The organism is Streptomyces sp. NPDC051286 (assembly GCF_044455345.1).
Lineage (GTDB): Bacteria > Actinomycetota > Actinomycetes > Streptomycetales > Streptomycetaceae > Streptomyces.
The window spans coordinates 41854-54753 of the sequence record NZ_JBITER010000013.1; the positions used below are offsets into that span (position 1 = coordinate 41854).

Annotated in this window: 10 protein-coding genes and 2 pseudogenes; 3 read left to right on the forward strand and 9 right to left on the reverse strand. The window is 71.4% G+C overall.

What is annotated here, in order from left to right; genetic code table 11:
• Positions 1 to 138 precede the first annotated feature (138 nt).
• Positions 139 to 738: a GNAT family N-acetyltransferase gene (locus ACIBB8_RS15725; RefSeq protein ID WP_398952338.1), complete on the reverse strand. Its 600-nt coding sequence runs from the start codon at positions 736 to 738 to the stop codon at positions 139 to 141.
• Between the two features lie 95 nt (positions 739 to 833).
• On the opposite strand from ACIBB8_RS15725, the gene ACIBB8_RS15730 reads away from it, so the two are divergent.
• Positions 834 to 1385 (forward strand): GNAT family N-acetyltransferase, encoded by a 552-nt coding sequence (locus tag ACIBB8_RS15730; RefSeq protein WP_398952341.1) that lies wholly within the window; start codon positions 834 to 836, stop codon positions 1383 to 1385.
• Between the two features lie 29 nt (positions 1386 to 1414).
• Here the strand turns inward: ACIBB8_RS15730 and ACIBB8_RS15735 are convergent, their stop codons facing one another.
• Genes ACIBB8_RS15735 through ACIBB8_RS15750 form a run of 4 tightly spaced genes read right to left on the reverse strand, consistent with a single transcriptional unit; the run spans position 1415 to position 7240 of the window.
• Complete coding sequence (locus ACIBB8_RS15735) at positions 1415 to 2575, reverse strand: acyl-CoA dehydrogenase family protein (protein ID WP_398952343.1); 1161 nt, start codon at positions 2573 to 2575, stop codon at positions 1415 to 1417.
• Between the two features lie 29 nt (positions 2576 to 2604).
• Complete coding sequence (locus ACIBB8_RS15740) at positions 2605 to 3543, reverse strand: hydroxymethylglutaryl-CoA lyase (protein ID WP_398952345.1); 939 nt, start codon at positions 3541 to 3543, stop codon at positions 2605 to 2607.
• A complete protein-coding gene (locus tag ACIBB8_RS15745; RefSeq protein ID WP_398952548.1) occupies positions 3540 to 5618 on the reverse strand; it encodes an acetyl/propionyl/methylcrotonyl-CoA carboxylase subunit alpha in 2079 nt (692 codons plus the stop codon). The genes ACIBB8_RS15740 and ACIBB8_RS15745 overlap by 4 nt, the downstream gene beginning before the upstream one ends.
• A gap of 14 nt (positions 5619 to 5632) precedes the next feature.
• On the reverse strand, positions 5633 to 7240 hold the full coding sequence (locus tag ACIBB8_RS15750) for a carboxyl transferase domain-containing protein (RefSeq protein WP_398952347.1): 1608 nt from the start codon (positions 7238 to 7240) through the stop codon (positions 5633 to 5635).
• Positions 7241 to 7349: 109 nt separating this feature from the next.
• Here ACIBB8_RS15750 and ACIBB8_RS15755 point away from each other — a divergent pair, with 109 nt between their 5' ends.
• Complete coding sequence (locus ACIBB8_RS15755) at positions 7350 to 7985, forward strand: TetR/AcrR family transcriptional regulator (RefSeq protein WP_398952349.1); 636 nt, start codon at positions 7350 to 7352, stop codon at positions 7983 to 7985.
• A gap of 127 nt (positions 7986 to 8112) precedes the next feature.
• Here ACIBB8_RS15755 and ACIBB8_RS15760 read toward each other — a convergent pair whose 3' ends face one another.
• Together ACIBB8_RS15760 and ACIBB8_RS15765 are read right to left on the reverse strand one after the other, a co-directional pair.
• The gene (locus ACIBB8_RS15760) at positions 8113 to 8700 is read right to left on the reverse strand and encodes a Uma2 family endonuclease (RefSeq protein ID WP_398952351.1); all 588 of its coding nucleotides are present in this window, start codon (positions 8698 to 8700) and stop codon (positions 8113 to 8115) included.
• Between the two features lie 52 nt (positions 8701 to 8752).
• Positions 8753 to 9028: pseudogene (locus ACIBB8_RS15765) on the reverse strand (helix-turn-helix domain-containing protein); the annotation flags it as partial.
• A gap of 175 nt (positions 9029 to 9203) precedes the next feature.
• Here ACIBB8_RS15765 and ACIBB8_RS15770 point away from each other — a divergent pair.
• Positions 9204 to 10013, forward strand: coding sequence for a phosphatase (locus tag ACIBB8_RS15770; protein WP_398952353.1), 810 nt, complete (start codon positions 9204 to 9206; stop codon positions 10011 to 10013).
• On the opposite strand, the gene ACIBB8_RS15775 is transcribed toward ACIBB8_RS15770, so the two are convergent.
• Both ACIBB8_RS15775 and ACIBB8_RS15780 read right to left on the reverse strand, forming a co-directional pair.
• Positions 9989 to 12655, reverse strand: a complete 2667-nt coding sequence (locus tag ACIBB8_RS15775; RefSeq protein ID WP_398952355.1) for a SpoIIE family protein phosphatase — start codon at positions 12653 to 12655, stop codon at positions 9989 to 9991. The two genes, ACIBB8_RS15770 and ACIBB8_RS15775, sit on opposite strands and share 25 nt — an antisense overlap.
• Positions 12656 to 12787: 132 nt before the next feature.
• Positions 12788 to 12889, reverse strand: a pseudogene (locus ACIBB8_RS15780) (acyl-CoA thioesterase II); the annotation flags it as partial.
• Positions 12890 to 12900 lie beyond the last annotated feature (11 nt).

Genomic DNA, 12900 nt, shown 5'->3' on the forward strand with positions numbered 1-12900 from the left:
CTCGATCGACCTCCAGCATCGCAGAGCGGCGGCTAACTGGGGCTAGGTTCGACCACGTTTCACGTCAGGCTGACGAATACTGGCGCCCCTGCTCCTACGGGGTCGCTACCTCATGCGGGAGCTCGCACGAGTCGTCCCTCATATACAGGCGCCGGAGGTCCTGCAGTGCGGCGACTGGGAAGGGGTGCTGTACTGCAGGGTGACGGGGGCGCCCCGCAGTGCGGCCACCTCCAGCCCGTCCGGCAGATAGCCGAGCCGACGCGAGACGCCCAGCGAACGCGGGTTGTCCGTCATCGCGGACGAGATCGCGCTCCGGGCGCCGAGCCCGGCGAATGCCAGATGCAGCACGGCGGCGCGCATCTCGGTGCCGATGCCCTGACCCTGGTGTGCCAGCCCCAGCCACGACCCGGTGTGCACCTCACCGGTCACCGCGAAGTCGCGCGCCCCCAGGTCCTGCCGCCCGACGACCTTGCCCTCGTGCAGCACGACGAGGCTCAGGACCCAGTCGCGTACGGACCAGTTGGCGACGGTGGACAGCACATGCTGGTACACGGCCCGGCCGCGTTCGGCGGGCGTGCCGTCGGTCCAGGGCACGGTGAACGGCATGCTGTCCGGCGCGTGCACCCCGTCGGCCGCGACGCTTGCCAGGTCGTCGAGCAACTCCAGGTCCGGAAGGCGGAGTTCCAGGCGGGGCGTGCGGATGCGGAGCCCGTACAGGGGCCAGTGCTGCGGCTTCATGTACGGACTCTGCCGGGACGGCGCGGCCCCTGTCGAACGAATTGCGTGCCCGGCTCCAAGATCGCCACCGATCATCCCGGGCCTATGATCTGTGCATGATCGAAGGCAAGTTGGTAAGGCTTCGCGCACTGCGTGCGGAGGATGCGGAGCATCACCTCCGGTGGCGCAACGATCCGGAGGTGGTGCACTGGGCCACCGGCGGCAACCCGTGCTTCGGCCCGGTCACGGCGGAGGCCCTCGAGCTCGGCTTCGAGACGATGCTGCGGCTGAACCCGAGGGAGTCGGCCGTCTTCACGGTCGAGGACCTGGCCGACGGCACAGTGATCGGCATGGCTGACTACCGGGACCTGGACCCGTTCACCGGGCTGGCCACCGTGGGCGTCACCATCGGCGCCCGGGACCGCTGGGGCCGCGGCCACGGCTCCGACGCACTGCGGCTGCTGGTGGGGCACCTGTTCGGGGCCTTCGGGCTGCACCGGATCGAACTGGACACCTGGAGCGGCAACGAGCGGGCCCTCCGCGCCTTCACCAGGGCGGGCTTCCGCGAGGAGGGCCGACGCCGGGCCACCGTGCTGGTGGCGGGCAAGCGCTACGACACCGTGCTGTTCGGCATGCTCCGCGAGGAGTGGCCGGGCACGACGAGCTGATCGCCGACGCGGCCCCCGCCCGGTGACCGTCAGGCCGGCAGCCCCAGCTCCCGGGCGATCAGCATCCGCTGCACCTCGCTCGTGCCCTCACCGATCTCCAGGATCTTGGAGTCGCGCCACATGCGGGCCACCGGGTACTCGTTCATGAAGCCGTAGCCGCCGTGGATCTGGGTCGCCTCGCGGGCGTTGTCCACCGCCACCGTGGACGAGTACAGCTTGGCGGCCGCCGCCTCCTTCTTGAACGGTTCGCCCGCCAGCAGCCTGGATGCCGCGTCCCGCCAGCCGATCCGGGCCATGTGCGCCCGCATCTCCATGTCCGCGATCTTGAACTGGATGGCCTGGTTGGCGCCGATCGGCCGGCCGAAGGCGTGCCGCTCCTTGGCGTACTTCACCGACTCGTCCACGCAGCCCTGCGCCAGACCCGTGGCCAGCGCCGAGATCGCGATCCGTCCCTCGTCGAGGATCCGCAGGAACTGCGCGTACCCGCGGCCCTCCTCGCCCAGCAGGTTCGCCGCCGGGACCCGGACGTCCGAGAAGGACAGCTCACGGGTGTCCGACGCGTTCCAGCCGACCTTGGAGTACGGAGCGGCGACCGTGAAGCCGGGGGTGCCGGACGGCACGATGATCGAGGAGATGAGCGGGGCGCCGTTCTCCTTGTGTCCGGTCACCGCCGTGACCGTGACCAGCGCGGTGATGTCCGTACCGGAGTTGGTGATGAAGCACTTGGAGCCGTTTATCACCCACTCGTCCCCGTCGCGCACGGCCGTCGTCCGGGTGCCGCCCGCGTCCGACCCGCAGTCCGGTTCGGTCAGCCCGAAGGCACCCAGCGCCTCGCCCGAGCAGAGCTTCGGCAGCCACTGCTGCTTCTGCTCCTCCGTGCCGAACCGGTAGACCGGCATGGCGCCGAGCGAGACCCCGGCCTCCAGGGTGATCGCCACGGACGAGTCGACGCGGGCCAGCTCCTCCAGGGCGATCCCGAGGGCGAGATAGTCGCCGCCCATGCCGCCGTACTCCTCCGGGAACGGCAGCCCGAACAGGCCCATCCGCCCCATCTCGCGCACGATCTCGTACGGGAACTCATGGCGCTCGTAGAAGTCGCCGATCTTCGGGGCGACCACGTCGTGCGCGAACTCCTCGACGGTGCGGCGCAGTTCCTCGTGCTCGGCGGTCAGCCGGTGATCCAGGGACATGGTGGGGGTCACTCCTTGTGGGACTGTGTTTATTGAACCGAGAGCGCGCGGACGGTACGGGACGGGCTCGGGCGGCCCAGTTGTTCGGCGAGCCACACGCTGGTGGCGGTGAGCGCGTCGAGGTCGACCCCGGTTTCGATGCCGAGGCCGTCGAGCATCCACACGAGGTCTTCGGTGGCGAGATTTCCGGTGGCGCTCTTCGCGTACGGGCAGCCGCCGAGGCCGCCCGCGGAGGCGTCCACGGTGGCGACACCGTGCTGGAGCGCGGCGAGGGTGTTGGAGAGCGCCTGGCCGTACGTGTCGTGGAAGTGCACCCCGATGGTGTTGGTGTGCACGCCCTCCTCGTTCAGCTCGGAGAGCAGGTCCTGCACATGGCCGGGGGTGGCGACGCCGATGGTGTCGCCGAGGGAGAGCTCGTCGCAGCCGAGATCCATCAGCGCCTTGGCGACGCGCACGACCTGGTGGACGGGGACCGGCCCTTCCCACGGGTCGCCGAAGCACATCGACAGATAGCCGCGGACGTGCACCTTGTCCGCCTTGGCGCGGGCGACGACGGGCTCGAACATGGCGAGCGACTCGGCGATCGTGCGGTTGAGATTGCGGGCGGCGAACGTCTCGGTCGCCGATCCGAACACCGCGATCCGGCGCGCACCGAGAGCGAGGGCGCGGTCCAGCCCGCGTTCGTTCGGTACGAGCACCGGGAGCGCGACCCCCTTGATGTCCCCGAGGCGGGGGAACAGGTCCTCCGCGTCGGCGAGTTGGGGAACCCATTTCGGGTGGACGAAGCTGGTCGCCTCGATGGTGGTCAGGCCGGCCGTGGCGAGGCGGTGGATGAACTCCGCCTTCACCTCGGTCGGGACGACCGCCTTCTCGTTCTGCAGCCCGTCGCGGGCGCCGACCTCGTGGATGCGTACCCGGGCGGGCAGATCCGGTGCGGGCACGGTCATGGGCAGCTTGCCGGCGGTCATGCTTCCTCCTCACTCGGAACCACCACGGCCAGCACCTGGTCCATGGCGACGGTGGCACCGGCCGTCACATCGAGTTCGGTGACGGTCCCGGCGTGCGGGGCGGAGATGACGTGCTCCATCTTCATCGCCTCCACGACGAGCAGGCTCTGCCCGGCGACGACCTCGTCCCCGACGGCCACCTTCACGACGGTGACCGTGCCCGGCATGGGCGCGGCGAGCGTGTCCGCGCCGCCGTGCGCGGCGCCGGTGAGGGACGCCTCCACGGGGTCGTGGTCCTGTACGTGCCAGGTGTCGCCGTCGCGGCCCAGCCAGGTCCCCTCCGGGGAGGTGGCGTGGGTGAACGTGTGGGTGACACCGGCGAGTTCGAAGGTGAGGCGGTGTGCGGAGACGTCGATGACCCTGGCTGTCTCCGTGCCGCCGGGCAGTGGGGCCAGCGGGCCGCAGGTGCCCGTCGCGGGCGCCGGTGGCAGTGCACCCTCCCCGACATGACCGAACGTCAGCTCGGTGCCCGCCGGACAGGAGCGCACGGCGACCTGTACCGGGTCGTGGCCCGGCAGCCGGAAGTGGCGGACCGTGCGGGCGGGGGCGCCGCCCAGCCGCCAGCCGTTGGCCACCGAGAACGGGTCGACCCAACCGGACCTGCCCGCGGGCGAGGTGTCCCCGGCGGCCGGCTGTCGCAGCAGCGCCGCCGCCGCGTACACCTCCTCCGGTACCCCGTCCGGCACCAGCCCGTCCACCGCGCGTTCCACCAGCCCGGTGTCGAGATCGCCCGCCACCACCTGCGGGTGGGCGAGCAGCCGGCGCAGGAACCCGGCGTTGGTCGGCACGCCCAGGACCACCAGCTCCGACAGGGCGGTGCGCAGCCGCCGCAGCGCCGTGGCCCGGTCGGGTCCGTGGACGATGACCTTCGAGAGCATCGGGTCGTACAGACTGCCGACCCCGACCCCCTCGCTGAGACCCGAGTCGGTGCGTACCCCCGGGCCGTTCGGCTCGCCGAGGGAGAGCACCGTACCGCCGGACGGCAGAAATCCGCGGGCCGGGTCCTCGGCGCAGATACGGGCCTCGATCGCATGTCCGGTGAGTGTGATGTCCGGCTGCTTGTACGGGAGTTGTTCGCCGGAGGCGACCCGCAGCTGCCACTCCACCAGGTCCAGGCCGGTGATCAGTTCGGTGACCGGGTGCTCGACCTGGAGGCGGGTGTTCATCTCCATGAAGTAGTACGAGGCGGGGTCGTTGCCCGGGACGATGAACTCCACCGTGCCCGCGCCGACATACCCGCAGGAGCGGGCCGCCTGGACGGCCGCCTCGCCCATCGCCGCCCGGGTCTCCTCGTCGAGCAGGACGGACGGCGCCTCCTCGATGATCTTCTGGTGGCGGCGCTGGAGCGAGCACTCGCGCTCGCCGAGATGCACCACGTTCCCGTGACTGTCGGCCAGGACCTGGATCTCGATGTGGCGCGGCCGGTCGATCCACCGCTCCACGAGCAGGGTGTCGTCCCCGAACGAGCCGCGCGCCTCGCGCCGGGCGGCGGCGATCTCGTCGGCGAGCAGCGTCTCGTCGCGCACCAGCCGCATGCCCTTGCCACCGCCGCCCGCCGAGGGCTTCAGCAGCACCGGCATGCCGATCGCGCGCGCCGCCTCCGCGAGCTGGGTGTCGCTGAGCCCGCTGCCGGACGACCCCGGCACGACCGGAACCCCGGCCGCCGCGACGGTCTCCTTGGCCCGGATCTTGTCGCCCATCAGCGAGATCGCGGAAGCGGGCGGCCCGATGAAGACGAGCCCCGCGTCCGCGCACGCCTGCGCGAACCCCGCGTTCTCGGCGAGGAATCCGTACCCCGGGTGCACGGCCTGCGCGCCGGTGCGCCGGGCGGCCTCCAGCAGCGCGGGCACGCTGAGATAGCTCTCGGCGGCGGGTGCGGGTCCGATCCGCACCGCCGTATCGGCCTCCCGTACATGCCGGGCGTCGGCGTCCGCGTCGCTGAAGACGGCGACGGACCGCACACCCAGCTCCCGCAGGGTCCGGATCACCCGGACCGCGATCTCGCCGCGGTTGGCGACCAGAACGGTGTCGAACATCGTCATCTGTTCCCTCACATCCGGAAGACGCCGAAGCCGGGGTCACCCAGCGGGGCGTTGGCACACGCGGTCAGAGCGAGCCCCAGCACCTGCCGGGTCTCCAGCGGGTCGATCACCCCGTCGTCCCAGAGCCGGGCGGTGGCGTAGTACGCGTTCCCCTGCGTCTCGTACTGCTCGCGGATCGGCGCCTTGAAGGTTTCCTCGTCCTCGGCGCTCCAGTCGTCGCCCAGCTGGTCGCGCTTGACCGTCGCGAGGACGGACGCGGCCTGCTCGCCGCCCATGACGGAGATCTTGGCGTTGGGCCACATCCACAGGAAGCGCGGCGAGTAGGCCCGCCCGCACATGGAGTAGTTCCCCGCCCCGTACGACCCGCCGACCACGACGGTCAGCTTCGGGACCCGGGTGCAGGCGACGGCCGTGACCATCTTGGCGCCGTGCTTGGCGATGCCGCCGGCCTCGTAGTCGCGCCCGACCATGAACCCGGAGATGTTCTGCAGGAAGACCAGCGGGATGCCGCGCTGGTCGCAGAGCTCGATGAAGTGCGCGCCCTTCTGGGCGGACTCGGAGAACAGGATGCCGTTGTTGGCGACGATACCGACCGGGTGCCCGTGGATCCGCGCGAAGCCGGTGACCAGCGTCGTCCCGTACTCCGCCTTGAACTCGGCGAACCGCGACCCGTCGACGACCCGCGCGATGACCTCCCGTACGTCGTACGGCGTCCGCGAATCGACCGGTACGGCCCCGTACAGCCCGGCAGGATCGACCTTCGGCTCCTCCACGGCCTCCACGGACCAGGGCAGAGCCCCGCGCGCGGGCAGCGTCGCCACGATGTTCCGGACGATCCGCAGCGCGTGCGCGTCGTCCTCCGCGAGATGGTCGGTGACGCCCGACGTACGGGAGTGGACCTCGCCGCCGCCCAGCTCCTCCGCCGTGACGACCTCACCGGTCGCGGCCTTCACCAGCGGCGGACCGCCGAGGAAGATCGTCCCCTGGTTCCGCACGATCACGGCCTCGTCGCTCATCGCGGGGACGTACGCCCCACCGGCCGTACAGGACCCCAGCACGGCAGCGACCTGCGGAATCCCGGCCCCCGACATCCGCGCCTGGTTGTAGAAGATCCGCCCGAAGTGCTCCCGGTCGGGAAACACCTCGTCCTGCATCGGCAGAAACGCGCCACCGGAGTCCACGAGGTACAGACACGGCAGCCGGTTCTCCAGCGCCACCTCCTGGGCCCGCAGGTGCTTCTTCACCGTCATGGGGTAATACGTGCCGCCCTTGACCGTGGCGTCATTGGCGACGATCACGCACTCCCGGCCGCTGACCCGCCCGATTCCGGCGATCACCCCGGCCGCCGGAGCGGCGCCCCCGTACAGCCCCTCGGCCGCGAGCGGTGCCAGCTCCAGGAAGGGCGACCCCGGATCGAGCAGGGTGTCCACCCGCTCCCGGGGCAGCAGCTTCCCGCGCGCCACATGGCGGGCGCGGGCCTTCTCACCCCCGCCCAGCCTGGCCGCGGCCAGGCGCGTCCGCAGCTCGTCGCCGAGCGCGCGGTGCGCCTCCTCGTTGGCCAGCCAGCCCTGAGACGCGGGATCCGCCGCACTCGCCAGCACCGGTGCCTGCTGCATCCGTCGAGCCCCCTTGCCCGGTCGACCGGTCCGGCCGATCCGGTTAATGAGCGTTAACACGTTCCCTTCAGGTTAACGCTCGCTAACGCCACTGTCTAGAATCGAATCCATGACCACCAGGACGGACGCCCCCACGCGCCGCGAGCAGATCCTCAAGGAGGCTGCCCGCCTCTTCGCCGAGCGCGGCTTCCACGGTGTGGGCGTCGACGAGATAGGCGCAGCCGTCGGGATCAGCGGTCCCGGCCTCTACCGCCACTTCCCCGGCAAGGACGCGATGCTCGCCGAGCTGCTGGTCGGCATCAGTGAGCGCCTCCTGGCCGGCGGAAGGCTCCGCGTCACGGAGGACGCGGCCTCCGGCGACGGCTCCCCGGAAGCCCTCCTGGACGCGCTCATCGAGGGCCACATCGACTTCGCCCTGGACGACCGCCCCCTGATCACCCTGCACGACCGCGAGCTGGACCGCCTCCGGGACACCGACCGCAAGCGCGTGCGCCAGCTCCAGCGCCAGTACGTGGAGCTGTGGGTCGAGGTCGTCCGTGCCCTCTACCCGCTCCTCCCCGAGAGCGAGGCCCGCGCCACCGTCCACGCGGTCTTCGGCCTGCTCAACTCGACCCCGCACCTGGGCCGCCCCGGCGCCCTCCCGGGCCGCATGGCGACGGCGGCACTGCTGCACCGGCTGGCGCGGGGGGCGTTCGAGGCGGCGGGCGGTTCGTCCTCAGTATCTGCAGGCCCGTCCGGCGATTGAGGACAAAAGCATGGCTGCAGGCCGAGCAACCCGGTGAACGTGTGCCTTCACAGCACCGGCGGCGATCGGGATCGGCCGCTCGACGCCGACCTGCGCAGATCGCGCCGACCGGGCAGGCCGCGGTGCGCTACGCGTACTGCGGCAGGTTATCGGTCGAGATGGTCCACTCGCCGATGGTGATGTCCTCCCCGTACACGAAGTCCTTGCGGGTGGCGTACCGCGGCCCGTTCGGCGTGGGATGGATGTCGGAGAGCACGGCCCCCGAGCCGGTACGCGGATCGAAGATCACGTAGAGGGGGATGCCCAGAAGCGGATAGTCCCGCATCTTGCTTACCCAGTCGTTGTCCGGGTTGGACCGTGAGACGACTTCGATGGCGGCGATGAGCGTGCGGGGCGCGAAGGAACCCTCGACCTCCATGTCCACCTCGGCGATCACCATCACGTCGAGGTGACGCATGATGCCCTCCGGCGCATCTTCCACGTCGGGAGTCCCCGTGTGGGCCACCAGCTCTTCCGGCATCACCTTCTCCAGGCGCTTCCGGACGCGCAGTGTCGTCAACTCATGGGGTCCGGCGGGCGCCATCATGTCGTGGACGATTCCTTCCTTGGTGATCTCGAATTTGCCAGGAAGGGTGTCGTCCATGGATGAGACGAAGTCCCGCATGATCTGGTACAGGCGGGCGTCTCGCCGTGCGTCGTCCGGGGCGATGGTCATCGTGCTCGCTCCTCGTCGTCTGTACCCGGGGTCAAGGGTCGTCACGTTCATGCTAGGCGGCCTCCTGCAGGTCGGATCGGCAGTCGTGGCACTCGCCGGGCTCCGGCGCCCGGAAGGCGCGGTCGCACCCGTCGCAGTTCTGCAGCGGGTTCGGGCGCCGTACGGCTTCCCGGGCCGGGGCGGCGGGGAGCGGGGGTGGCAGGAGGGTGGCGAGTCGGTGGGCGAGGAGGCCCGCTGGGTATTTCAGAGGTTCGGGGAGGTCGGCGACGAGGGTGCGGCGTACGGCGTCGGGGTGGGCGTCGCGTTCGAGCCAGGCGGCGACGGCGGGGAGGCCGGGGCAGGCGCCACCGGTTCGGCCCTGGGCGCGGGCCTTGGCGCCGGACGGTCCGCACCCGCTCCCGGCTGGTTGTGCGACACGGTCCGCGTCACGACCCGCCCGCCCCGCCCCGCCCGCCGTGCAAGACACCCGGCACACTGCGCACACCTGACGGCACAATGGGTTCATGCCGATACCCAGCCGTGCCGCCCTCGTCGATCACCTCGTCCGCACTCGTATCGCCGGTGATGTCGCCACCCCCCGCGACAACAACCTCTCCCACTACCGCAAGCTCGCGAACGGAGATCGTCACTACTGGCTGGGGCTGGAACTCGGCAACCGGTGGGCCGATGAGCAGGACGTGCTCGCCGTGATGGCCGAGCGGTGCGGCGTCAACGACGACCCTGAGCACCGCCAGGGGCAGGACACCATCGACCCGGAGCTCACGGTCGACGCGCTGGAACGGCTGGCGGCGCGGCTGCGCAAGGCCGCCGTGGGCAAGCAGCGCGTGCTCTTCGCGACCGGCCATCCGGGCGGGCTGCTCGACGTGCACCGGCAGACGGCGGACGCGCTGCGCGCGGCCGGCTGCGAGATCATGCGCATTCCGTCCGGGCTCACCGCCGATGAGGCGATGGTCTTCCAGTTCGCGGATGTCGCGGTGCTGGAGCGCGGGGCCACGCTGTGGCACACGCACTCGCCCGCGCCGATGGCCGCGATCCTCGACGGCCTGGAGCGCGAGGGTCGCCCGCAGCCCGATCTCGTGGTCGCCGACCATGGGTGGGCGGGGTGCGCGGGGCAGCGCGGCCTCGACGCGGTCGGCTACGCCGACTGCAACGACCCGGCCCTCTTCATCGGCGAGGCCGAGGGCACGCTGCAGGTGGTCGTCCCGCTGGACGACCACGTCACCGACCCGCGCTTCTACGACCCGATGGTCGCGTATCTGCTGGGAGCGGCGGGCCTTCTCCCGGTGGATCAGCCCGCGACGTCGTCCCACTGAGCATCGTCCAGCTGAGCGAGCAGCAGGTCGCCGAGATCCACACCGGGTTCCGCGGCACCGTCGTGGAGGGCCTGTTCGGTCCAGATGACCTTGCCGCGGGCCAGGTAGCGGGTACCCCAGCGCTGGGCGAACTGGGCGACGAGGAACAGGCCGCGTCCGCCCTCGTCCGTGATGGCGGCCCGGCGCAGATGGGGAGAGGTGCTGGACCCGTCGGAGACCTCGCAGACCAGGGTGCGGTCGTACAGCAGGCGGACGGTGATGGGCTGGGTGCCGTACCGAACGGCGTTGGTGATCAGCTCGCTGAGGATCAGTTCGGTGGCGAAGGAGATCTCGTCCAGCCCCCAGTTGTTCAGCCGGAGGATGCACTCCGCGCGGACGGGGGCGACGGCCGCCGGGTCGGAGGGGACCGACCATTCGGCGACCCGGTCGGGGGCCAGCCGCCGGGTACGGGCCACCAGCAGCGCGACGTCGTCGCTGGGCCGGGTGGGCAGCACGGCGTCCAGCACCGCGGCACAGGTCTCCTCCGGGGTACGGTCCACGGCGGCGGTCAGAGCGGTGCGCAGTGCGCCCAGGCCGGTGTCGAGGTCGCGGCGGCGGTCCTCGACGAGCCCGTCGGTGAAGAGCACCAGACGCGAACCCTCCGGCAGCTCCAGCCGGGCCGTCTCGAAGGGCAGACTGCCGCCCAGGCCCAGCGGCGGGGAGACCGGCACGTCCGGGTAGTCCACGGTGCCGTCGGGGTGGACCAGGGCGGGCCCCGGGTGGCCGGACCGGGCCAGGGTGCACACCCCGGTGACCGGGTCGTAGACGGCGTACAGGCAGGTGGCACCGGTCACCGCCCGGTTCTCGTTGTCCTCGGTGGCCTCTTCGGTGTCGAGCTGGGTGACCAGCTCGTCCAGGTAGCTCAGGAGTTCGTCGGGAGGCAGGTCGAGGGCCGAGAAGTTGCGGACGGCGGTGCGCAGCCGGCCCATGGTGGCGGCGGCGTGCAGGCCGTGGCCGACGACGTCGCCGACCACCAGCGCCACCCGGGCACCGGGCAGCGGGATGACGTCGAACCAGTCGCCGCCCACCCCGGCCCGGGCGGGCAGATAGCGGTGGGCGACCTCCAGCGCCGACTGCTCGGGCAGGGCGCGGGGCAGCAGGCTGCGCTGCAGGGTGACGGCCATGGTGTGCTCATGGGTGTAGCGGCGGGCGTTGTCGATGCATACGGCGGCCCGGGCGGCCAGCTCCTCGGCGAAGAACAGGTCCTCCTCATCGAAGGGGTCTTTCTCGGAGCGCCAGAAGTCGGCCGTTCCCAGCACCACTCCCCTCGCCCGCAGCGGCACCGAGATCAGAGAGCGAATGCCGTGCTCCAGGATGCGCCGAGCGCGTTCGGGATCCTGGGCCCGCCAGCCGTCGGCGGTGCTCAGGTCCGCCTCGAGGATCGCACGGTCGAGGGTCATCCCGGCCGCGACCGGGTGGGTGGCGACGAACGGGATCAGCGCGCCGACGGGATAGAAAAGAGAGTCGGCCTCCAGGCCCACGACGGCGACACGGCGCATCTCGGTGCCCGCTCCCTGCGGCTCCTCGCCCCCCAGCACCGGGTCCAGCAGCTCGACCGTGACGACGTCGGCGAACCGGGGGACCGCCACCTCGGCCAGTTCCTCCGCGGTGCGCCGCACGTCCAGCGTGGTGCCGATCCGCACCCCGGCGTCGTACAGCAACCCCAGCCGCTCCCGCGCGACCTCCGCCCGGCCCGCCAGCGCCCGTAGCTCGGTGGTGTCCCGCAGCGTCGCCACGCTCCCGCTGTAGGGGGCGGTGGGCCGCTGGTTGACGGCCAGCAGCCGGTCCCCGGCGAAGAGCACCTCGTCGGTCGCGGCCCGTCCGGAGGCCAGCAGTTCGGCCGTGCCCGGCTCCAGACCCAGCTCCGTCACCCGGTGCTGCTCGGCGTCCGGCGGCAGATCCAGCAGCCGCCGCGCCTCGTCGTTGGACAGCAGCAGCCGCCCGTCGTCCCCGACGATGAGCACTCCTTCGCGCACCGCGTGGATCACCGCGTCGTGGTGCTCGTACATCCGGGTCATCTCCGCCGGGTCCAGGCCGCGGGTCTGGCGCCGCAGCCGCCGGCTCACCAGCGCCGTGCTGCCCGCGGACACCACGAGGGCGACGGCCGCGCCCCCCAGGAGGAACGGCACCTGGCCGGCCGCCAGGGCCTCCCCGCGCTTGACCGTGACCCCGGCGGTGACGAGGCCGACGACCGACCCCTTGCTGTCGGTCACAGGGGCTATGGCTTCCACGGTGGGGCCGAAGGTGCCGTGGATGGTCTCCGTGACGACCTTGCCCTTCAGAGCGGGCCGGAAGTCGGCGATCAGCGGTTTGCCGATGCGCTTCCGCAGCGGGTGGGTGTAGACGATGCCCTTCGTGTTCGCCACGATGACGAAGTCGACGCCTGTCAGCTTCCGGGTCCGTTCGGCCAGCGGCTGGAGCGCAGCGGTCGGATGGGGGGAATGGAGGCCCGCCACGACCTGGGGAGACGTTGAGAGGGTCTGGGCGATGGCGGCCGTCCGGTCGCCAGCCGCTCTCACCGCGGTGCTGCGGGCGTCGAACAGGAGTGCCACCGTCACGATGACGATGAGGAGCAGGGCGAACACGGCCTGTACGGCGAACATCTGCGCGGCGATGCTCCGCCCGCTCAGGATCCGACGGAGGCGCTCTCTCAGAGGGCCGCGCGGGAGGTGCCCTGGTCGACCGTTGAGCCCGGTCACTCTCTCTTTCTAGCACCTCCCTCCGCGGGCGGCTCGTCACCGAGGGACGCGGACCACGCCCTCCTGGATCACGGAGATCGCCAGCTGGCCGTCCTGGGTGTAGATCCGGGCCTGGCCCAGTCCGCCGGCGGAGCCTGGCCTTCAGCAGC

What these genes read in the sequence shown, in the direction of transcription:
- ACIBB8_RS15745 (WP_398952548.1), bottom strand. Translation starts at nt 5,618, where the DNA reads ATGTTCGACACCGTTCTGGTCGCCAACCGCGGCGAGATCGCGGTCCGG.
- ACIBB8_RS15755 (WP_398952349.1), top strand. Translation starts at nt 7,350, where the DNA reads ATGACCACCAGGACGGACGCCCCCACGCGCCGCGAGCAGATCCTCAAG.
- ACIBB8_RS15760 (WP_398952351.1), bottom strand. Translation starts at nt 8,700, where the DNA reads ATGACCATCGCCCCGGACGACGCACGGCGAGACGCCCGCCTGTACCAG.
- ACIBB8_RS15740 (WP_398952345.1), bottom strand. Translation starts at nt 3,543, where the DNA reads ATGACCGCCGGCAAGCTGCCCATGACCGTGCCCGCACCGGATCTGCCC.
- ACIBB8_RS15775 (WP_398952355.1), bottom strand. Translation starts at nt 12,655, where the DNA reads ATGTTCGCCGTACAGGCCGTGTTCGCCCTGCTCCTCATCGTCATCGTG.
- ACIBB8_RS15750 (WP_398952347.1), bottom strand. Translation starts at nt 7,240, where the DNA reads ATGCAGCAGGCACCGGTGCTGGCGAGTGCGGCGGATCCCGCGTCTCAG.
- ACIBB8_RS15725 (WP_398952338.1), bottom strand. Translation starts at nt 738, where the DNA reads ATGAAGCCGCAGCACTGGCCCCTGTACGGGCTCCGCATCCGCACGCCC.
- ACIBB8_RS15770 (WP_398952353.1), top strand. Translation starts at nt 9,204, where the DNA reads ATGCCGATACCCAGCCGTGCCGCCCTCGTCGATCACCTCGTCCGCACT.
- ACIBB8_RS15735 (WP_398952343.1), bottom strand. Translation starts at nt 2,575, where the DNA reads ATGTCCCTGGATCACCGGCTGACCGCCGAGCACGAGGAACTGCGCCGC.
- ACIBB8_RS15730 (WP_398952341.1), top strand. Translation starts at nt 834, where the DNA reads ATGATCGAAGGCAAGTTGGTAAGGCTTCGCGCACTGCGTGCGGAGGAT.